We start from the raw sequence: 22116 nt of genomic DNA on the forward strand, positions 1-22116 counted from the left end.
GGCAGTCCGGAGCGCGAAAACGCCTCCACCACGGGCAGTTCCGGCTTCGGTTCGGATTTCGGCGGCTGGAACAGCAGCTACACCGGTGCGCCGATCCCCGTGGACCAGATGCGCGAATGGCGGATGGCCACGGTCGAACGGATCCGGGAACTGAGACCGAAGCGACTGCTCGAGATCGGTGTCGGTGCGGGCCTGTTGCTGTCGCAACTGGCACCGGACTGCGAGGAGTACTGGGCCACCGACTTCTCCGCCGCCACCATCGCCACCCTGCGCGACCAGCTGCACGGACTCGACGCGCAATGGATCGAGCGGGTGTTCACCAGCGTCCAGGCCGCCGACGATCCCGCCGGCCTGCCCGAGGGCCACTTCGACACGGTGGTGGTGAACTCCGTGGTCCAGTACTTCCCCGGAACGGCCTATCTGGAGCGGGTTCTGGAGAACGTGCGGCGGGTCCTGGCCCCCGGCGGCGCGGTATTCGTCGGCGATGTGCGCAATCTCGCGCTGCTGGAACAGTTCACGACCGCCGTCGAGATCACCCGCCACGGTGGCGACGACCCCGCCGCGGTGCGGGAACGGGTGCGCCGCACGGCGTCCGGCGAGAAGGAACTGCTGCTGGCCCCCGAATACTTCCTCGGGCGAACCGGTTTCGACGCCGTCGACATCGAACTGAAGCGCGGGCACCGGATCAACGAGTTGAGCCGGTACCGGTACGACGTCGTGCTGCGCAAGGCGCCCGCCCGATCGCTGTCGGCGCGGGACCTGCCCACGGTGGAATTCGCCGCCTACGAACAGGTGCGGGAACTGCTGGAACTGCGGCGGCACAGCGGTATTCGCGTCACCGGCATCCCGCACGCGGGCCTGCTCGGTGAGATCGAGGCGACCGAGCGGATCCGGGCGGGTGCGCCGGTGTCGCGCGAGATGCTCGGCGCCGAGCCGGATCCCGCGAGCCTGCTGCCCGAGGATCTGCACATCCTCGGGCAGCGGACCGGATACAGCACCGCGGTCACCTGGTCCGCGCGGCCGGGCCGGATGGACGCGATCTTCCTCGATCCGGCCACGGTGCAGGACCGGTCCCTGACCGACGTGTACCTGCCGGCGGACCCCGTGGGAGATCCGGCCGATCACGTCAACAGCCCGCACGACACCCTGCTGCCGGCCGAGGTGCGCGGGTTCGCCGCCGAGCGGTTGCCGGAATTCATGGTGCCGGCGGTGGTGCTGGTGATCGACTCGGTGCCGTTGACCGCCAACGGGAAACTGGATCGCGCGGCGCTGCCGGATCCGGAATTCACCTCGTCGACGGCGTACCGCGCGCCGGCGACCGAGCGGGAGCAGTCGCTGGCCGGACTGTTCGCCGAAATCCTCGGCCGCGATCGCGTCGGCGTCGACGACAGTTTCTTCGCCCTCGGCGGCCATTCACTGCTGGCCACCCGGCTGGCCGGCCGGATCCGGGCCGTGCTCGGAGTGGAGATACCGGTGCGGGTGATCTTCGACGCCCCCACCGTGGCGGAGCTCGCGCAACGCTGGGACGAATTGGCTCCGTCCCGGCGACCGGCTCTGCGGAAGATGAATCGAAAGGATGTCTCGTGATGATCCCGTTGTCGTTCGCGCAGCGCCGGTTGTGGTTCATCCATCGGCTCGATGGGCCCTCGGCCGCGTACAACATGCCGGTGGCGGTCCGATTGTCCGGTGAATTCGACGAATTCGCGTTCGCCGCGGCGGTCGGTGACGTGGTGTCGCGGCACGAGAGTCTGCGGACGATCTTCGTCGAGGCCGACGGTGTCCCGAGTCAGCGGGTGCTCGAGGCCGACAGCGTGACGGTGCCGATATCGATCGACGACGTGCCGCCCGCCGAGGTGGACGCGGCGCTGGCCCGCGCCGTCGGGCACCCGTTCGACCTGTCCACCGAGATCCCGATCCGGGTGACCGTATTGCGGTGTGGCACGGGCGAATACGTCGTGCTGCTGTTGTTGCACCACATCGCCGGCGACGGCTGGTCGATGGCTCCGCTGCTGCGGGATCTGTCGCACGCCTACGCGGTCCGCGCGCGGCGGGAGGAGCCGCAGTGGGAGCCGCTGCCGGTGCAGTACGTGGACTACACGCTGTGGCAGCGGGAACTGCTCGGCTCCGCCGACGATCCGGACAGTGTGCTGTCCCGGCAGTTCGACTACTGGCGGCGCGAACTGGCCGGGCTGCCCGAACAATTGGCGATACCGGCCGATCGGCCGCGACCGCGGACGGCCAGTCACCGCGGGGATGTGGCGGTCTGCGGGATCGACGCGGAGATCCGCGCCGCGGTCGAGGCGCTGGCCACCCGCGAGGGCGCTTCGGCGTCGATGGTTCTGCAAGCCGCGCTGGCCGTGCTGCTGTTCAAACTCGGTGCGGGAGGGGATATCCCGATCGGGTCGCCGATCGCCGGCCGTACCGACGAGGGCCTGGCCGATCTGGTCGGCTTCTTCGTCAACACCTGGGTGCTGCGCGCGCGGGTCGAGCCCGCCACGTCGTTCACCCGGATCCTGGGCGGGGTGCGGGCGAAAGCGCTGGCGGCGTACGAGAATCAGGACGTCCCATTCGAATTGCTGGTCGAACTGCTCAATCCGGTGCGCTCCCCGGCGCATCACCCGTTGTTCCAGGTCCTGCTGAGTTTCCAGAACAACGCGGCGCCGACACTGGCGTTGCCGGGCTCGACCTTCGAGCCCTATCCGCTGGCGGCGACGACGTCGCGGTTCGATCTGGTGTTCACCGTCGCTGCGGCAGCGGGATCCGGTGGCTGGGACCTGCATGTCGAATACGCCACGGATCTGTTCGACCGCGCCACGATCGAGGCGACGGCCGCTCGGCTGGTGCGGGTCTTGCGCTCGGTGGTGACGGATCCCGATGCGCCGGTGGGGCCGGTCGAGATCCTCGAGGCCGCCGAACGCGACCTGCTCACGCGTCGCTGGAACGCCACCGACGTCGAGATCGCGGAAGCCACGGTGCCCGAACTGTTCCGGGCGCAGGCGTCGCGCACCCCGGACGCGCCGGCCGTGCTGTGCGGTGACGTCGAGCTGACGTACCGGGAGCTCGACCGCCGGGCCGCCCGGCTGGCGCGGGTCCTGACCGCGCACGGCGCCGGCCCGGAACGCGTTGTCGCGGTGGCTTTGCCGCGCTCGGCGGATCTGATCGTGGCGCTGGTGGCGGTGGCGCGGACCGGCGCCGCGTATCTGCCGATCGATCCGGCCTATCCGTCGGATCGGCTGGCCTTCGTACTCGACGATGCCGCACCGGTGCTCGTCGTCACCGAGACGGCGACCGCGGACGCGCTGCCCCGGACCACCGCGCCGCACCTGCTGCTCGACACCGTCGAAATGCCCGGTCCCGGCTCCGATCCCGTGCTGCCGGTGCGGCCGCAGAATCTGGCGTACGTGATCTACACCTCGGGTTCGACCGGTGTGCCGAAGGGCGTCGGGATCGCGCATCGCAATGTGGTGAATCTGGTGGCCCAGGCATGGTCGGTGCGGCCGGGGGACCGGGTGCTGGTGCATTCGTCGGTGGCGTTCGACGCGTCGACCTTCGAGATCTGGCCCGCGCTGTGCGGTGGTGCGGCGCTGGTGGTGGCGAGTGAACAGCGCTCGGATCCCGGTGAGATCGCGCGGCTGATCGAAAGCCGTTCGGTGACGAGGATATTCGCCACGCCACCGTTCCTGTCCGCCCTGGTCGAGTACGCGGAGACGTTGCCGCGGCCGGTGTTCGGGTGTCTGCGGCAGGTGAACACCGGGGCCGATACGCTGACCACGGAGCTGGTCCGCGCCGTCCGCGCGGTATGCCCGGACGTGTGGATCGACAACCTCTACGGCCCGACCGAGGCGACGGTCAACGTGACCTCGGCGCTCGTACCCGACTCCCCGGCGGGCACTTCGGTGCCGATCGGTGTTCCGGTGGCGAATACCCGTGTGTACGTACTCGATTCGGGATTGGCGCCGGTGCCGGTGGGGGTCGCCGGCGAATTGTATGTGGCCGGTGCGCAGTTGGCGCGTGGGTATCGGGGTCGGGCTGCGTTGACTGCGGGGCGGTTCGTGGCGGATCCGTTCGATGCGGCCGGTGGCCGGTTGTATCGCACGGGTGATGTGGTGCGGTGGAATGCTCTGGGTCAGTTGGAGTTCGTGGGGCGGGCCGATGATCAGGTGAAGGTGCGTGGGTTCCGGGTGGAGCCGGGTGAGGTGGAAGCCGTCCTGGCACAACATCCTTCGGTTGCCCGTGCGCTGGTGGTCGCGCGGGACACCGCCGCCGGAGCGCAGCTGATCGGCTATGTGGTTCCGGGCCGGTCCGCCGCAGCCTCGATCGACGCCGCGCGGGTGCGCGGCTTCGCTGCCGAGCGGCTGCCGGACTACATGGTGCCCGCCGCCGTCCTGGCGATCGACTCTATTCCGTTGACCGCCAACGGGAAAGTGGATCATGCGGCACTGCCGGTCCCGGAGGTCGGGTCGTCGGCGCCGTACCGGGCGCCCGGCACCCGCCGCGAACGGGTGCTGACCGAACTGTTCGCCGAGGTGCTGGGCCTCGAACGGGTCGGAGTGGACGACGGATTCTTCGCCCTGGGCGGGCATTCGCTGCTGGCGACCCGGCTCGCGAGCCGGATCCGGGCGACACTGGACGTCGAATTGCCCATCCGCACCATCTTCGAGGCCCCGACCGTCGCGCAGCTGGCACACCGGCTGGAATCCGATGCGCCCGTGCGGCCGCCGGTGACGACACGGCAGCGGCCCGAGACGATCCCGCTGTCCTTCGCCCAGCGGCGGCTGTGGTTCATGCATCGGCTGGAGGGACCGTCGGCCACCTACAACCTGCCGGTGACGGCCCGGCTGACCGGCGCGATCGACGTGCCGGCGCTCGAGGCGGCCGTCGGTGATCTGGTGGCCCGGCACGAGAGCCTGCGCACGGTGTTCGCCGAGACCGGCGGCGTTCCCGCGCAACGCATTCTGGCTGCCGAGGGCCTCACCGTGCCGATCACCGTCTCCGACGTGGCCGCGGCCGAACTCGGCGCGGCGGTGACCGCGGCGGTGCGCTACGCCTTCGATCTGGCGTCGGAGATCCCGTTGCGCGTCAGCGTGTTCCGCGACGGTCCGGGTGGCGGCGTACTGGTGCTGTTACTGCATCACATCGCCGGTGACGGCTGGTCCGTGGGCGCGCTGTTGCGGGATCTGTCGGCGGCGTACACGGCGCGGCGCGACGGGCACGCCCCGGCGTGGGCGCCGCTGCCGGTGCAGTACACGGATTACACCCTGTGGCAACGGGAACTGCTCGGCTCCGCCGACGATCCGGACAGTGTGCTGTCGCGGCAGTCCGGATATTGGCGGCGGGAGCTCGCCGGACTGCCGGAGCAGTTGCGGTTGCCGTCCGACCGGCCGCGCCCGCGCACCGCCGGATATCACGGCGATGTCGTGAGTTTCGGGATCGATCCCGAGATCCGCGGCGCGGTGGAACGATTGGCGGCCCGCGAGGGCGCGTCGGTGTCGATGGTGCTGCAATCGGCGCTGGCCGTGCTGTTGTTCAAACTCGGTGCCGGCGGGGACATTCCGCTCGGGACACCCATCGCGGGCCGCGCCGACGACGCGCTGGCCGATCTGGTGGGGATCTTCGTCAACACCTGGGTGCTGCGCGCGGAGGTCGACCCGGCGGCCTCGTTCACCGGACTGCTGCGGCAGGTCAGGACGAAAGCGCTGGCGGCGTACGAGAATCAGGACATCCCGTTCGAACTGCTGGTGGAACGCCTGGATCCGGCGCGCTCCGCGGCCCACCATCCGCTGTTCCAGGTGTCGCTGGCCTTCCAGAACAACGCCGCGCCCGTCCTGGACCTGGCCGGGCTGACCGTCGAGCCGTACCCGGTGTCCACCGGCACCGCCCGGTTCGACCTGCTGTTCGACATCGCCGACGCGCCGGCGGACCGGCAGTGGCACGGCCTGATCGAGTTCGCGACCGAGCTGTTCGACCGGTCCACGGTCGAGGCGATGGCCGCGCGCTGGGTGCGGCTGCTGCGGTGGGTGGTGGCCGAGCCGGACCGGCCCGTCGGGCCGATCGACATCTCGAGCGCCGACGAGCGCTCCCGGATTCTGCACCGCGGCAACGGTACCGCCGCGCCGGTGCCGGAACTCACGGTGGCCGAACTGTTCCGGGCGCAGGCCGCCCGGACCCCCGACGCGATCGCCGTCGCCGGCGCGGACACCGCACTGACCTATCGAGAGCTGGACGTCCGGGCCGACCGGCTCGCCGGGGTGCTGGCCGCGCGCGGGGTGGGGCCGGAAGTCGTTGCCGCGGTGGCTCTGTCACCGTCGGTCGAGTTGATCGTGGCCTTGCTCGCGGTGTGGAAGGCCGGTGGCGCGTACCTGCCGATCGATCCGGCGTACCCGTCGGATCGGCTGGCGTTCGTCCTCGCCGACGCCGCGCCGGTGGTCGTCGTGACGGATACCGCGACCGCGGAGGTGTTGCCGGACAACGCGATACCGCGCCTGTACGTGGACGCGCCCGGCGCGGCCGAACCCGGCGTGCGCGCTCGGGTCGCGGGCGTGCACCCGCACCATCCGGCCTACCTGATCTACACCTCGGGATCGACCGGCATCCCCAAGGGCGTCGCGGTGACCCACCACAACGTGGTGAATCTGGTCTCGCACGCGCGGCCGGTGACGGCGGGGGACCGGGTGCTGATGCAGACCTCGATCTCCTTCGACGTGTCCGGGTACGAGATCTGGCCCACCCTGTGCGGGGGAGCCCGGCTGATACTGCCGCAGCAGCGCCGCCCCGACCCGGCGGAGATCGCGACGGCCATCGAAACATCTGCGGTGACGAGGATGTTCGCGACACCGCCGCTGCTGGCGGCGCTGCTCGACGAGGTCGGATCCCGGCCGGGCGCCCCGTTGCGGACACTGACCCAGGTGTTCGCCGCCGGTTCCGAACTGCCCGCGGCGCTGGCGCGGCGGCTGCACGCGGAATGTCCGGGTACGCAGGTCGTCAACGGGTACGGCCCCACCGAGACGACGGTGTACGTGGCCGACCACGAGGTGGCGGGCGAGATCGGCGACGCCGTGCCGATCGGCCGCGCGCTGCCCAATGTCCGGTTGTACGTGCTGGATTCGGGGCTCGTGCCGGTTCCGGCGGGCGTACCCGGCGAGCTGTACGTGGCCGGCACGCAGGTGGCGCGGGGATATCGCGGGCGGGCGGCGCTGACGGCGTCGCGATTCGTGGCGGACCCGTTCGACCCCGACGGCGGCCGGCTGTACCGCACGGGAGATGTGGTGCGGTGGCGCCGGGACGGACGGCTGGCATTCCTCGGCCGGGCCGACGACCAGGTGAAGATCCGCGGCTTCCGGGTCGAGCCCGGTGAGGTGGAAGCCGCACTGGCGCAGCACCCCTCGGTGTCGCAGTCCGTGGTGGTGGCCCGCGCGGACGACGACGGTGGCGCGCGGCTGGTCGGATACGTCACCGCCGCAACCGAACTCGACGGCGCGCAGGTGCGTGCGTTCGTGGCCGGGCGGCTGCCGGAGTACATGGTGCCCGCGGTCGTGATGGTGCTCGACGCGATGCCGTTGACCGCGAACGGCAAACTGGACCGGGCCGCGCTGCCGCGGCCGCGCTTCACCTCCGCCACGCACTATCGGGCGCCGGAGAATCCGCGCGAGGAGATCCTCGCCGCCGTGTTCGCCGACGTGCTGGGCCTGGCGCGAGTCGGCGTGGCGGACAGCTTCTTCGAACTGGGCGGGGACAGCATCCGCTCGATCCAGGTGGTGTCGCGGGCCCGCGCGCTGGGGGTCGAGGTGACCCCGCGGGAGGTGTTCGAACTGCGGACGGTGGCCGCGCTCGCCGCGGCGGCCGAGGGACGTCGCGGGCACACCGTGGTGGCGGAACTGCCCGGGGGCGCGGTGGGATGGCTGCCGCTGTTGCCGGTGGCGAGGTACCTGCGCGAATCCGGCGCCGGCTTCGACAGTTTCAACCAGACGATGGTGCTGGACCTTCCGGCCGGTATCGATCGGGCCGGTCTGGTGGCGGTCCTGACCGCGGTCGTCGATCGCCACGATGTATTGCGCGCCCGCCTGATCGACGACGAGCGCGGACCGGGCCTCGAGATCGCACCGGCGGGCTCGATCGACGTCGATCGGCTGCTGCACCGGATCGAACTCGGCGCGGCGCTGAACGCCCGGCTCGATCCCGCGGCCGGGGTGATGGTGCAGTTCGGCTGGTTCGACGCCGGTCCGCAGCGCGCGGGCCGGTTGGCGATCGTCGCGCACCACCTGGTGATCGACGGGGTGTCGTGGCGGATCCTGTTGCCCGACTTGGCTTCCGCGTGGCAGGCGGTGTCGTCCGGTGCGCCGGCCGCGATCGCCGCGACGGGTACGTCGATGCGGCGATGGGCCCACGGGCTGGTCGAACAGGCGACGGCGCCGCGGGTGACGGAGCAGTTGCCCTGGTGGCGTTCGGTGGTGGACGGGCCGGATCCGCTGCTCGGATCACGTCCGCTGGATCCGGCGGTCGATGTCATGGCGACGGTGGCGCACACGGTGATCGAGATTCCCGTGGCCGAGACCGAGACCCTGCTGACCACCCTGCCGGCGGCGTTCCACGGCGGTGTGGAGGACGGGCTGCTGGCCGCCCTGACGGCCGCGGTGGCGCACCGGCGGCGCGCACGCGGCATCGCCGCGGAGTCGGTGCTGATCCGGCTGGAAGGCCATGGGCGCGAGGAGGATACCGTTGCGGGGGCCGACCTGTCGGCCACCGTCGGCTGGTTCACCAGCGTGTACCCCGTGCGCCTGCGCGCGGACGCGACGGCCTGGGACGAGATCTGCGCGGGTGGCCCGGCGGCGGGCGCTCTCGTCAAATCGGTGAAGGAGCAGCTGCGCGCGGTGCCGGGCAAGGGCATCGGATTCGGACTGCTGCGCTACCTGAATCCCGAGACCGCCACTGTGCTGCAACAGTTCTCGACCGGGCAGATCGGATTCAACCACCTCGGCCGGTTCACCTCGGCGGACCTGCTGCCGGAACAGCTGCGCGGAACCGGATGGACACCGGCCCGCCACGAGGCGGGCTCGGTCGCGAGCCAGGATCCGGCGATGCCCGCACCGGCGGTGCTCGACGCCACCACGATGGTCGTCGACACCGCCGACGGACCGGTCCTGCGTGCGGTGTTCGCGAATCCGCGGGGCGCGCTGAGCACCGCCGAGACCCAGGAACTGGCCCAGCTGTGGCAGCAGGCGGCCCTCGGCCTGGCGCGCCATGCCCTCGGCGGTGGCGGCCGGACGCCGTCGGATCTGCCGCTGGCCGGCCTGGCACAGCACGAGATCGACGTCCTGGAGCGGCGCTACCCCGGACTGACGGACGTGTGGCGGCCGACCGCGATGCAGAAGGGCCTGCTGTTCCATCGGGCGTTGGCGGGCAAGGGTTTCGACGCCTATCACATGCAGGTGGCGTTCGGCCTGACCGGCGCGGTGGATCCGGTCCGGATGCGCGCGGCCGGGCAGGGCCTGATCGACCGATACCCCAATCTGCGGGTGGGTTTCGCCGAGGACGCCCACGGCGCCCCGATCCAGGTGGTGGTCGACCGTGCCGAATTGCCATGGCACATGGTCGATCTGCGGGATCACCGCGAGTCCGAGCGCCGGACGGCGCTGGAACTGCTGCTGAGCGAGGATCGCGGCGCGCAGTTCGATGTCGCGGCCGGCCCGCTGCTGCGGTTCACGCTGGTCCTGATGACCGAACAGCGTTCGGAACTGATCTTCTCCGCGCACCACGTCCTGCTGGACGGCTGGTCGCTGCCGTTGCTCGTCCGGGATCTGCTGCGCCTGTACGGTTCCGGCGCGGCCGCGCTGCCGCCGGTGCCCGACTACCGCGAATTCCTGAAATGGCTGGACCGGCAGGATATTCGGGCCGGTGTGCGGGCCTGGGCGGACGAACTCGACGGCATCCGGGAACCCACCCTGCTCGCCGGCAGCGCCGACAGCACCGCCTCGGCGGAGGTCGAGCGATTCGACGTACCGCTGGCCCCGGCGACCGCGGCGGCCCTCGGCAGGCGCGCGAGCCGGCTCGGGGTCACGCTGAACACCGTCGTGCAGGCGGCCTGGGGAATTCTGCTGGCCGCCTCGACCGGCCGCCGCGATGTGGTCACCGGCGCAACCGTTTCCGGCCGCCCGCCCGCAATCGCCGGGGTGGAGTCGATGGTCGGCCTGTTCATCGGCACCGTGCCGGTCCGCGTCCGGTTCGATCACCACGACACCCTGGCCGATCTGCTGACCGGCCTGCAGGCCCGCCAGGCGGCCCTGCTGGACCACCATCACGTCGGCCTGAGCGATATCCATCGGGCGACCGGGCTGAACGTCCTGTTCGACACGCTGGTCGGTTTCGAGTCCTTCCCGGTGGACCCGGCCGGCATCGCGGACGCCGCCACCACCGGTGGGATCGCGATCGCCGGTCTGCGCTCCGACGCACCCACCCATTACCCGCTGTCGGTGGTGGCCGGCGCCGCGCCCGAACTGACTGTGCGACTGGAATATCGCACCGATGTGTTCGACCGGCGGACCGTCGCGGTGCTGGCGCGGCGGCTGGCACGGATCTTCGAGCAGGTGGCCGCGGATCCGACTATCGCGGTGGCGTCGGTGGACATCCTCGGCAGCGAACGAGAACTGCTGCTGCACCGCTGGAACCGGACCGCCGTCGATGCGCCGGAGACCACGGTGACCGCGCTGTTCGAGGCGCAGGCGGCCCGCACCCCCGAGCGGGTCGCCGTGGTCTGCCGGAACACGGATCTGACCTACCGGGAACTCGACGTGCGGGCGACCCGGCTGGCGAGGGCGCTGAATGCGCGTGGCGTGGGCCCGGATTCGGTGGTCGCGGTGGCGCTGCCGAGGTCGGTGGATCTCCTGGTGGCGCTGGTGGCGGTGCTGAAGGCCGGTGGCGCGTATCTGCCGATCGACCCGGCGTACCCGTCGGATCGGCTGGCATTCGTCCTCGCCGACGCCGACCCGGTCGTCATCGTGACCGACGCCGGTAGCGAGAACATGCTGCCGGACAACGCGATACCGCGGATCCACCCCGCCACCGCCGACGGCGCCGACAGCGCGCCGGTCGTGCTCCGGCCGGGGAACCTGGCGTACGTGATCTACACCTCGGGTTCCACCGGTGTGCCCAAAGGCGTTGCGGTCACCCACGGCAACGTGGCGAACCTGGTCGCCCAGGCGTGGACCGCGGGTGCGGGGGACTGGGTGCTGATGCACTCCTCCGTCGCGTTCGACGCCTCCACCTACGAGATCTGGCCGGCGCTGTGCGGTGGCGCCGCGCTGGTCGTCGCGGGTGAGCAGCGCTCGGATCCGGCGGAGATCACGCGGCTGATCGAGACCTGGTCGGTCACCAAGATGTTCGCGACACCGCCGCTGCTGTCCGCCCTGGTCGAGTACGCGGAGCCGTTGCGGTGCACGCCACTTCGCAGCCTCACCCAGGTGAACACCGGCGCCGACACCCTGACGGCCGGATTGGCCGACGCGGTGCGGGACGTGTGCGGCGGGGTCCGGATCGACAACCTCTACGGCCCCACCGAGGCGACGGTCGACGTGACATCCCTCGTCGTGCCCGACGATACGACCGGTACGGTGCCGATCGGTACGCCGGTGGCCAATACCCGGGTGTACGTGCTGGATTCGTGGCTGGCGCCGGTGCCCCTCGGCATCCCGGGGGAGTTGTATGTGGCCGGTGCGCAGTTGGCGCGTGGGTATCGGGGTCGGGTTGCGTTGACTGCGGGGCGGTTCGTGGCGGATCCGTTCGGTGCGGCGGGTGGGCGGTTGTATCGCACGGGTGATGTGGTGCGGTGGAATGCTCTGGGGCAGTTGGAGTTCGTGGGGCGGGCCGATGATCAGGTGAAGGTGCGTGGGTTCCGGGTGGAGCCGGGTGAGGTGGAAGCCGTCCTGGCACAACATCCTTCGGTGACGCGCGCCGTGGTGACCACGGTCGGCGCCGGGGCCTCGGGTAAGCGGCTGGTCGGCTACGTCGTCCTCGACCGTCTCGGCGCGACCGGAGTCGACGGGGCACAGGTGCGCGAGTTCGCCGCCGAACGACTGCCGGATTTCATGGTGCCGTCGGTGGTGACCGTGATCGACGCGGTGCCGATGACCGTCAACGGGAAGGTGGATCGCGGCGCGCTGCCGGCCCCGGAAGTGGTGTCCTCCACCGGTTATCGGGCGCCGGGCACCGCCGTGGAGCGGGTGCTGTCCGCGGTCTTCGCCGAGGTGCTGGGCCTCGAGCGGGTGGGTGCGGACGACAACTTCTTCGAACTCGGCGGCGACAGTATCCGGTCGATCCAGGTGGTGTCGCGGGCGCGGGCGCTCGGTGTGGTGGTGAGCCCGCGGGAGATCTTCGAGCGGCGGACGGTCGCGGCCTTGGCCGCGGTGGCCGGTGGGCGCGCGGAGGATCCGGTGCTGCGCGAGCTCGACGGTGGCGGCACCGGATGGCTGCCGCTGCTGCCGGTCGCCCGGCACGTGCGGGAAATGGGCACGGGCTTCGAGGCATTCGGCCAGTCCATGGTGCTGGAACTGCCGGTCGGCATCGACCGCGCGGGTCTGCTCGCGACCGTGCGTACCGTCGTCGACCGCCACGATGTGCTGCGGTCGCGACTGGTCGACGACGACCGCGGCCCGGGACTCGAGGTCGCGCCGCCGGGCGCGATCGATGTCGGGCGGTTCCTGCACCGGGTCGAGGCGACCGATACGGACGCGATGATTCCCGAACTGGCGGCCGCGGTGGGCCGCCTCGCACCCGCCACCGGCGCACTGGTGCAATTCGTCTGGTTCGATGCCGGTCCGGTGCGCGCGGGCCGGTTGGCGGTCGTCGCGCATCATCTGGCGGTCGACGGCGTGTCCTGGCGAATCCTGTTGCCGGACTTCGCGTCCGCGTGGCAGGCGGTGTCGTCCGGTGCCGCGCCGGCGCCGGCGGTGCGGGGTACCTCGCTGCGGCGCTGGGCCCACGCGCTGGCCGAGGAGGCGGTGAGCCCGCGGCGGGTGGCGGAATTGGACTGGTGGCGTGCGGTTTCGGCGGGACCCGATCCGATGCTGGGCTCGCGTCCGCTGGATCCGGCGATCGATGTCATGGCCTCCACCGAACACGTCGAGATCCGGATTCCGGTGGCCGACACCGGCATTCTGCTGACCGCCCTGCCCGCCGCATTCCACGGCGGTGTCGAGGACGGACTGCTCGCCGCCCTGGCGGCCGCGGTGACGCGCTGGCGGCACATGCGCGGCGTCCGTGCGGATTCGGTGCTGATCACGCTGGAGGGCCACGGCCGGGAGGAGCACGTCGTCCCCGGCGCCGACCTGTCGAATACGGTGGGCTGGTTCACCAGTATGTTCCCGATCCGCCTGCACGCCGGCGTCGCGACCTGGGCGGACCTCTGCGCGGGCGGCGACGGCGCGGGCGCACTGTTCAAGACGATCAAGGAACAGCTGCGCGCCCTGCCGGACAAGGGCATCGGCTACGGGTTGCTCCGCTATCTCAACCCGGCGACCGCCGCTGTGCTGCAGGAGTTTCCGACCGGCCAGATCGCGTTCAACTACCTCGGCCGATTCACCGCCGGGGATCTGGTGCCGCCCCGACTGCGCGGGGCGGGCTGGACACCGGCGGCCGACGCCGGTCAGTTGATCACGCCACTGAATCCGGCCCTCTCGGCCATGCCCGTGCTATCGGTGCTGGACACGCTCGCGATGATCGTCGACACCGACGAGGGCCCGGTCCTGCAAGCGGTGTTCACCGCTCCCGCAGGCGTACTCGCGCGGGCCGACGTGGCCGAACTGGCCGGGCTCTGGCGGGACGCGGTACTGGGGTTGGCCCGCCACGCGGCCACCTCCGGCGCCGGTGGTCTGACGCCCTCGGATCTGCCGCTGGTCGATCTGGCCCAGCCCGAGATCGAGGCGCTGGAGCAGCGGTATCCGCGCCTGGTGGACGTGTGGCCGCCGACGCCGATGCAGTCGGGGCTGCTGTTCCATCAGGGCTTGGCGGACAACGGATTCGACGCCTATCACATGCAGGTGGTGTTCACCCTGGACGGGCCGGTCGATCCGGACCGGTTGCGCGCGGCGGGACAGGGTCTGCTCGACCGGTATCCGAATCTGCGGGTGTGTTTCGGCGCCGATTCCCGCGGCGCCCCGATCCAAGTGGTCGCCGACCGGGTCGAATTGCCGTGGCGCGTGGTCGATGCGCGGGACGACGCCGACGGTGCCGCCGCCGTGCTCGCACAGGATCGGGACGCGCATTTCGATGCCGCGGTGCCACCGTTGTTGCGGCTGACGCTGGTACGCACGGCCGCACAGCGCGCGGAGCTGATATTCACCGCCCATCACGTCCTGCTCGACGGCTGGTCGCTGCCGCTGCTGATCCGAGACCTGTTGCAGCTGTACGGTTCCGGCGGCGACCTCACCGGACTGCCCGCCGTTCCCGACTATCGGGACTTCCTGACCTGGCTCGCCGCGCAGGATCCGCGCGCCGGTGTTCGGGCCTGGACCCGGGCGCTCGCGGGCGTCGAGGAGCCCACCCTGCTCGCCGACAGCCTCGGAAAGCACGGCGGCGCAGCAGCTTCCGCGCGGGGCGGGATCGAACGGATCGAGGTGGCGCTCACCGACGACACCGTCTCGGCGCTGACCCGGCGGGCCACCGCGCTCGGCGTGACGGTGAACACCGTCGTGCAGGGCGGCTGGGGCATCCTGCTGGCGGTATCGACCGGACGCCGCGATGTGGTCGCCGGGGCAACGGTATCGGGCCGTCCGCCCACGGTCGCCGGGGTGGACGCCATGGTCGGCGTGTTCATCAACACCGTGCCCGTCCGGGTACGGTTCGAGCCGCGCGATACGCTCGCCGAGATCCTGACCGGGCTGCAGGCCGGTCAGGCCGCACTGCTGGACCATCACCACGTCGGATTGAGCGACATCCAGCAGGCCGTGGGCCTGAACGCGTTGTTCGACACCCTGATCGCGTTCGAGTCCTATCCGGTCGACCAGGCCGGCATCGGGCAGGTCGCCACGACGAGTGGACTCGGCATCGTCGACGCGCGACCCGAAACCCCCTCGCACTACCCGGTCACGCTCGTCGCCGACGCCCGTCCCACCCTGCGACTGCAACTGGAGTACCGCACCGAGGTGTTCGACCGGCCCGTGGCCGAGGCGATGGCGGCGCGGCTGGCGCGGATATTCGAGCAATTCGCCTCGGACACCGACATTCCCGTCGGATCGCTGGACCTCCTCGGCACCGACGAGCGGGAAACGGTGCTGCGCCACCGGAATCGGGCCGGCGCCGAAGCGCCGGACGCCACCGTGGTCGAGCGGTTCCGGGCACGGGCCGCCGCGAATCCGGCGGCGGTCGCGATCGTCTGCGGCGACACCGAATCGACCTATCGGGAACTCGATCTCCGCTCCGACCGGCTCGCACGGGTGTTGCGCGGGCACGGGGTGCGGCCCGATACCGTCGTCGCGGTGGCGCTGCCGCGGTCGGCCGAGTCGATCGTGGCGCTGCTCGCGGTGCTGAAGGCCGGTGGCGCTTATCTGCCGATCGATCCGGCATATCCCGCGGATCGGCTGGCGTTCATGCTCACCGATGCCGCACCGGTGGTGACCCTGACCGATGCGGCCACGGCGAAGGCGCTGCCCTCCACCGAGATCCCGCAGGTCCACCTCGAAAGTGTCGATCTCGCGCGGGGATCCGGACTCGATCGGGCCGCCGCGGTACGGCCGCACGATTGCGCCTGCGTGATCTACACCTCCGGATCCACGGGGGTGCCGAAGGGGGTGGCCGTCACCCACCGCAATATCGCGACGTTCGCGGCCGATCCCGGGTGGCGTGGCGGTGCGCACGAGGCGGTGCTGTGGCATTCCTCGGTCGCCTTCGACGCCTCCACCTATGAGATCTGGGTTCCGCTGCTCGGCGGCGGCCGGGTGGTGGTGGCGCCGCCGGATCGCGCCGATCTCGGGGCGTTGGCCCGCTTGCTGATCGAGCACCGGGTGACGGCCACCTTCTTCACGACCCGGCTGTTCGAACTGTTCGTCGAACATCGCCCGGAGGCGTTCGCCGGTATGCGTCAGGTGTGGGTCGGCGGCGAGGAGATTCCGGCGGAACTGCTGCGGCGCGCGCTGCCGAGATGTCCCGGTACGCGAATCGTGAACGGGTACGGGCCGACCGAGACCACGACCTTCGCGGTGACCCGGACCTTCGAGCCCGGGGAGGTGTTCGCCGCGTCGGTGCCGATCGGTAGCCCGCTGGCCGAAGTGGGTGCGTACGTACTGGATTCGATGCTGCGGCCGGTACCCGTCGGCGTCGCGGGAGAGCTGTACCTCGCCGGTCCGCAGGTGAGCCGCGGCTATCGCGGCCGGTCCGCGCTGACCGCCGCCCGGTTCGTGGCCGACCCCTTCGATCCGTCCGGCGGACGGCTGTACCGCACCGGCGACCTGGTGCGCTGGACGGCCGGCGGCGAGCTGGAGTACGTGGGCCGTGCCGACGACCAGGTGAAGATCCGCGGATTCCGGGTCGAACTCGGCGAGGTGGAAACTGCACTGGCGCAACATCCTTCGGTGGCGCAGGTGATCGTGCTGGCCCGCGGCGCCGGTATCGGCGGCAAACGGCTGATCGCCTACGTCGTATCCGGCGGGCAGCCGCTCGACGGCCGCGAGGTCCGCCGCTGGGTGGCCGACCGGCTGCCGGAGTTCATGGTGCCCGCGGCGGTACAGGTGATCGACTCGGTTCCGTTGACCACCAACGGCAAACTGGACCGCGCGGCGCTGCCGGAACCGGATTTCGCGTCCGCGGCGGCATATCGGGCCCCGGCCGATGCCCGGGAACAGGCGCTGGCAGTCCTGTTCGGCGAGGTCCTGGGCCGCGGCAATGTCGGCGCGGACGACAACTTCTTCGAACTCGGCGGTCACTCGCTGCTGGCGACCCGCCTGGTGAGCCGGATCCGTACGGAACTGGGGGCAGAGGTGCCGATCCGGGCGGTGTTCGACGCTCCGACGGTGGCGCAGTTGGCAACTCGGCTGGACGCCGGTACACCGGTGCGCCCCGCCCTGTCGGCCCGGAACCGGCCGGAGGTGGTGCCGGTGTCGTTCGCGCAGCGCCGGCTGTGGTTCATCCACCGGCTCGAAGGTCGTTCCGCGACCTACAACATTCCCCTGGCCGTGCGGTTGACGGGCGTATTCGATGCGTCCGCCTTCGCCGCGGCGGTCGCGGATGTCGTTGCCCGGCACGAGAGTCTGCGCACGGTCTTCACCGAGATCGACGGCGCACCGGCCCAACGAGTGCTCGAACCGCGTGATTTCGACGTGCCGGTCACCGTCACCGATGTGGCTCCCGGGGAACTGGATTCGGCGGTGATCGCGGCGATCCGATACGAATTCGACCTGTCGGCGGACGTTCCGATCCGCGCCGGCGTCTTCCGGCACGGCGTCGACGAATGCGTGCTGGTGCTGGTGGTGCACCACATCGCCGGTGACGGCTGGTCGCTGGCGCCGCTGCTGCGCGACCTCGCCACGGCGTATACGGCCCGCCTCGCGGACCGGGCCCCGGCCTGGGCTCCGCTGCCGGTCCAGTACGTGGATTACACCCTGTGGCAACAGGATTGGCTGGGATCGGCCACCGATCCCGACAGCGTGGTGTCCCGGCAGTTCGACTACTGGCGGCGTGAACTGGACGGCCTGCCCGAACAGTTGCCGCTCATCACGGACCGGCCGCGGCCACGGGTCGCGAGCTACCGCGGTGACCTGGTGCCGTTCGAGATCGACCTCGCGACCCGGACCGCGGTGGAGCGGCTGGCCGCTCGCGAAGGCGCGACGGTGTCGATGGTGCTGCAAGCGGCGCTCGCGGTGCTGTTGTCGAAACTCGGTGCCGGGGAGGATATCCCGATCGGCGCGCCCATCGCCGGTCGCACCGACGAAGCACTCGCCGACCTCGTCGGATTCTTCGTCAATACCTGGGTACTGCGGACGACCGTGCTGCCCGCCGTGCCGTTCGCGCAACTCCTGGCGCAGGTGCGCGCGAAGGCGCTGGCGGCGTACGACAATCAGGACGCGCCGTTCGAATTGCTGGTCGAGCTGCTGAATCCGGTCCGCTCCGCGGCGCACCATCCGCTGTTCCAGGTCACCCTGGCATTCCAGAACAACGCCCTGCCGGCGGTCGAATTGGGCGGGGTCGGCTTCGCGCCGTATCCGGCGTCCATCGACACCGCGCGGTTCGACCTGTTCTTCAACATCGCCGACACACCGGCGGGGCAGGCGTGGAACGGGTTCGTGGAGTACGCGACGGAGTTGTTCGACCGTTCGACGGTCGAGGCGATGGCGCGGCGACTGGTGCGGATCCTGGGCTCGGTCACCGCGGATCCCGGCATCCCGGTCGGCGCGATCGAGATCCTGGATCGTGTCGAACGTGCACGGGTGCTGCGGCAGTGGAACGAGACCGGCACCGACGTCCCGGATTCGACGCTCACCGGGTTGTTCGAGGCCCGGGTCACCGCGGATCCGGAAGCGGTCGCGGTGATCTGCGGGGATACCGAGTTGACGTATCGGCAGCTGGACTTCCGGGCGAATCTGCTGGCCTGGGAACTGATGTCGCGCGGTGTCGGTCCCGACGCGATCGTCGCGGTCGCGCTGCCGAAGTCCGCGGAGTTGCTGGTCGCGCTGGTGGCGGTGTCGAAGGCCGGTGGCGCGTATCTGCCGATCGATCCCGGATATCCCTCGGATCGGCTGGCTTTCGTGCTGGCGGACGCCGCACCGGTGCTGGTCGTGACGGATTCGGTCACCGCGAGCACGCTTCCCCCCGCCGACGTGCCGCACCTGACGCTCGACACACTCGACATGCGCGCGCCCGGCACCGATCTCGCGGTCGCGGTGCGGCCGGGGAATGTGGCGTATGTGATCTATACGTCGGGTTCGACGGGTGTGCCGAAGGGTGTGGCGGTCACGCATGGCAATGTGGTGAATCTGGTTGCGCAGGCGTGGCCGGTGGGTGTGGGTGATCGGGTGCTGGTGCATTCGTCGGTGGCGTTCGATGCGTCGACGTATGAGATCTGGCCGGCGTTGTGTGGTGGCGCCACCTTGGTGGTGGCGGGTGAGGTGCGGTCGGATCCGGTGGAGATCACGCGGCTGGTCGAGAGTCGTTCGGTGACCGCGATGTTCGGGACACCGCCGCTGCTGGCCGCCCTGGCCGAGCACGCGGAGTCCCTGCGGGGCAACCCGTTCGAGAGTCTGCGGCGGGTACACACCGGCGCCGACGTGCTCTCGGCGGGCCTGGTCGAGACACTGCGGACCCGGTGGCCGGATGCCGTGGTCGAGAACCTCTACGGCCCCACCGAGGCCACGGTGAACGTCACCTCGGCGGCGGTGACCGGCGACGTGACCGGGACGGTGCCGATCGGCGCGCCGGTCGCCAACACCCGTGCCTACGTACTGGATTCGTGGATGCGGCCGGTCCCGGCCGGGATACCCGGCGAGTTGTACGTGGCCGGTGCGCAATTGGCACGCGGCTATCGCGGCCGGACCGGACTGACCGCGGCCCGCTTCGTGGCCGATCCGTTCGAGGCGGCCGGCGAACGGATGTATCGCACCGGCGACGTGGTGCGGTGGACCCGGGACGGAGTACTGGAATTCGTCGGCCGCGCCGACGACCAGGTGAAGATCCGCGGCTTCCGCGTCGAACCGGCGGAGATCGAAACCGCTCTGGCACAACACCCCTCGGTATCCCGCGCCGTGGTCGTCGCGCGCGAGACCGAATCCGGCGGCAAACAGCTGATCGGCTACGTGGTCGCCGACCGCTCCGGCCCGGTCGCCGTATCCGGCGAATTCGTCGGCCAATGGCAGCAGGTGTACGACGAGCTGTACACGAGCGCGAACGCCCCGTTCGGAGAGGACTTCGGTGGCTGGGACAGCAGTTACACCGGGGAACCGATCCCGGAGGAGCAGATGCGGGAATGGCGGTCGACCCGGGTGGAGCGGATCCGCGGCCTGCGGCCACGGCGGGTGCTCGAGATCGGCGTCGGCTCGGGCCTGCTGATGTCACAACTGGCCCCCGACTGCGAAGAGTACTGGGCGACAGACTTTTCCGCCGCCACCATCGGCACACTCCGACGCCAGGTGAGTGCCCTGGACGCGGACTGGACCGACCGCGTCATCCTGGACGTACGGACTGCCGACGACACCGACGGACTGCCGCGCAACCACTTCGACACCGTCGTCCTGAACTCGGTGATCCAGTACTTCCCCGGCCAGGGATACCTGCGCGACGTCCTCGAACGGGTCCACGACCTCCTCGCCCCCGGCGGCGCCGTATTCGTCGGCGACGTACGCAATCTCGCGCTGCTGGAGGAATTCGCGACCGCGGTCCGCATCGCCCGCGACGGCGGTGACGATCCGGCCGCCGTCGCCGACCGGGTCCGCCGCGACATCGCCGCCGAACAGGAACTACTGCTGGCACCGGAATTCTTCACCGGATTATGCGGCGGCACAGCCAGATTCGACACCGTCGACATCCAGCTCCAACGCGGCGAAGCGATCAACGAACTGACCCGATACCGCTACGACGTCGTCCTGCGCAAAACCCCACCGAACCCGATCTCCGCCGCCACCGTACCGAGAAACACCTTCCGCGACAGAGATTCGCTGCGCGCACAACTCGAGGCGGAGCACCCGAACGGATTCCGCGTCACCGGCATCCCGCACGCCGGCCTGACCGGCCAGGTCGAAGCAACCCGACGCATCCGGGCAGGACAACCGGTCACCACCGTCACCGAGCGGACCAGCACGGCCCTGCTTCCCGAGGACCTGCACCGCCTCGGACAGCAGTCCGGCTACATCACCGCCGTGACCTGGTCGTCCGAACCGGGCCACATGGACGCGATCTTCGTCGACGCGGCCACCACCGACGGCCGCCCCCTGACCGACGTCTACCTCCCGGAAACCCTTGTGGGCGAACCCCGTTCCCACGCCAACGATCCACAGGCCGGACTGCTCGCCGCCGAGATACGCCGCTGGGTCGGCCGCCGCCTGCCCGACTACATGGTCCCGGCGGTCGTGATGGTCATCGACGCCGTACCGCTCACCGCGAGCGGCAAATTGGATCGCAAGGGCCTACCGGATCCCGAATTCGCCTCCGCGGTCACCTATCTGCCACCGACCGACGAACGCGAACGCGTCCTGACCGAGCTGTTCGCCGAGATCCTCGGCCTGGACCGGGTCGGCATCGACGACGACTTCTTCGTCCTGGGCGGCCATTCCCTGCTCGCGACCCGCCTCACCAGCAAGATCCGGGCGGCCCTGGGAGTCGAGATACCGGTCCGGGTCATCTTCGACGCCCCGACCGTCGCCCAGCTGTCCCCCCGCCTCGACGACGCGGCGCCGTCGAGCACGGATTTCGATCCGATCCTGATCCTGAAGGACACCGGTTCCGCAAACCCGTTGTGGTGCCTGCACCCCGGCGGCGGCCTCGGCTGGTTCTACCGCCAGCTCGGCCCCCACCTGCCCGACCACCCGATCTACGCGATCCAATCCCGCGGCCTGGCCGACGGCCCACCGGCCGGCTCGTTCGAGGAGATGATCGACGACTACACCGACCGGATCCTCACCACCCAGCCGGACGGTCCGTACCACCTGCTCGGCTGGTCGTACGGCGGAATCCTCGCGCACACCCTCGCCCACCGACTCGCCCAGCGCGGCAAGCAGATCGGCTTCCTCGGCATCGTGGACAGCAAACCCGTGGTCCCGATGGACGAACAACCCGACGTCTCCGAGGACGACGCCCTGGCAGGCATCCGAGCCTGGGCCGAAGACAGATTCGGCGAACAACTCGAATCCGAGGTGGTACGAGAACTCGCCGAACGCGCGACAAAGGTCCTCATCAACAACAGCACCCTCCTCCAGGGCTGCACCTCCCCGCGCCACGAAGGCGACATGACGATATTCGGCGGCACCATCGACAGCGACGACACCCGAATCGACGACATCACAACCGAATTCGAGACCGCCTGGCGCCCCCACCTCACCGGCCGCATAGACGTCTTCGAGATCGACTGCGCCCACGGAGATTTCGACCGCCCCGAGAACATGAACCGAATCGGACGCATCCTCCGCGATCTGCTGTGAACGGCCGGCC

At 70.4% G+C, this 22116-nt stretch carries 2 protein-coding genes (1 of these 2 only partly in view); both read left to right on the top strand.

Annotation, left to right across the window (positions count from 1 at the left end):
- Positions 1 to 1587: the final stretch of a non-ribosomal peptide synthetase gene (locus G361_RS0101120; RefSeq protein WP_019925197.1), read on the top strand. 13413 nt of this gene lie to the left of the window's left edge; 1587 of the gene's 15000 nt are visible here — the last part of the coding sequence; its start codon lies beyond the left edge, outside the window; it ends in the stop codon at positions 1585 to 1587.
- Positions 1587 to 22106 carry a non-ribosomal peptide synthase/polyketide synthase gene (locus tag G361_RS0101125; protein WP_019925198.1) on the top strand — a complete coding sequence of 6840 codons (20520 nt, stop codon included), beginning with the start codon at positions 1587 to 1589 and terminating at the stop codon, positions 22104 to 22106. Before G361_RS0101120 ends, G361_RS0101125 begins: the two co-directional genes overlap by 1 nt.
- Positions 22107 to 22116: the final 10 nt, after the last annotated feature.

Origin of the sequence: Nocardia sp. BMG111209 (genome assembly GCF_000381925.1) — a bacterium.
In the GTDB taxonomy this organism is placed as follows: domain Bacteria; phylum Actinomycetota; class Actinomycetes; order Mycobacteriales; family Mycobacteriaceae; genus Nocardia.

Excerpts from the sequence above, each read along its gene's own strand:
- G361_RS0101125 (WP_019925198.1), top strand. The coding sequence starts at position 1,587 with ATGATCCCGTTGTCGTTCGCGCAGCGCCGGTTGTGGTTCATCCATCGG.